Source organism: Streptomyces sp. NPDC001732 (genome assembly GCF_053596315.1).
The window spans coordinates 1-1,425 of the sequence record NZ_JBSFFY010000201.1; the positions used below are offsets into that span (position 1 = coordinate 1).

Here is a 1,425-nt window from a genome sequence, read left to right on the forward strand (position 1 = left end):
GGCGGCGGATCGGTCGGGCCGGTCGGGTCGAACGCCCAGGGGCGGGCGAGGTCGAGATCGACGGGCGAGACGCCGCCCACGGAACCCACGGAGGCGTACTGGTGGGCGGCCCAGTCGGGGTAGCGGCCGCCGAGATCGGGCGGTCCGGGCCAGGTGCCGTCGTTGGCACCCCAGGAGGCCGCCCAGAGGTGGGCACCGGCGGCGATGGTGCGGTCCCAGGTGCCGGCGCGCAGCGCGCTCGTGCTGATGTAGAACCAGGGCACGTACGTCCCGACCCGCTCCCGCACCCGGTTGAACCAGGTGGACACGTCGGCGTCGTCCCACAGACGGGTGGAGTCGTCGAGCACCTCGACGTCCAGCGCCAGCACGTCGCCGGCGCGATAGTCGTGCAGATGGTCCACGAAGTAGTCGGCGGCGGCGCCGGGGGCGAGGAAGTCTCCCGTCAGGAAGTAGTGCCCCACCCGCAGGCCCGCGGCGCGGGCCCCGTCGACGTGGTCGGCGTAGGAGGACGAGGTGTAGGGACCTTCGGAAAGCTGGCACCCTCCGGCCTTGACGACGACGAAGTCCAGGCCCTCGGCCGCGGCTCGGGCGTAGTCGATGCCGGCCTGGTAGTTCGAGACGTCCACGCCCAGCAGGTCGGCCTCCCGGGCGGAGGCCGGGCGGGGGGTGGCTGCGGCACTGGTGGCCGCGACGATTCCGGCCGGGGCCAGGGCTGTCGCCAGGGCGCCGCGGATCAGGGTTCTCCTGCGCATGTCTCCTCCGGTGGGGCGGGGATCTCAACAGCGGAATGCCATGTTCCTATCAAAATCTATGCGCGTAGGTTAGCGTGACTCCGCTCCGCCCTGGCAGGTCAAGTCGCAATGAAATCAAGGGAGTTGATGTGTGCAGAAGCCATGGATCAGATGACGGCCAAAGGGACCGGTCACAAACCGGAATGAGTCGGCGCACGCTGCTGCGCGGCTCGGTCGCCACGTTCGGCCTGGCCGCCGGCGGCGTGCTGTTCTCGGGAAGCCCGGCCCAGGCGCTGGACATCTACAACCCGTTCAGCGGCTACCCGATGACGGATGGCTGGTGGGAGCACGTCAACCGCGGTTCCCTGGGCGGAATCGACTACGGAATGAGCGTCGGCACCGCCCTGCCGGCCGCGGGTGCCGGCGTCGTCACCAACATCCCGTACAACGGCACCGGCGGGCACACGGTGACCATCACCCACAGCGACGGGTACCGGACGCAGTACATGCACCTGTCGGAGTTCCGGCTGTCCGACGGCACCTCGGTCGGCCGGGGAGACATCGTCGGGTACTCCGGCGGCGCCGCCGGGGCCCCGGGCTCCGGAAGCTCCACCGGGCCGCACGTGCACTGGCACCTGATCACCCCGGGCGGCACCCGGGTCAACCCGCTGGACCACCTGGGCGGCGGTGGCGG

General features: G+C 70.9%; 2 protein-coding genes. One reads left to right on the plus strand and one right to left on the minus strand.

Going from position 1 to position 1,425, the window contains the following annotated elements:
- Window positions 1-752, minus strand: a 752-nt coding sequence (locus tag ACWCXX_RS41365) for a glycoside hydrolase family 25 protein (protein WP_451136483.1), incomplete at its 3' end; no start/stop codon positions are given.
- A gap of 182 nt (window positions 753-934) precedes the next feature.
- Here ACWCXX_RS41365 and ACWCXX_RS41370 point away from each other — a divergent pair.
- A partial coding sequence (locus ACWCXX_RS41370; RefSeq protein ID WP_451136485.1) for a M23 family metallopeptidase occupies window positions 935-1,425 on the plus strand: 491 nt, incomplete at its 3' end.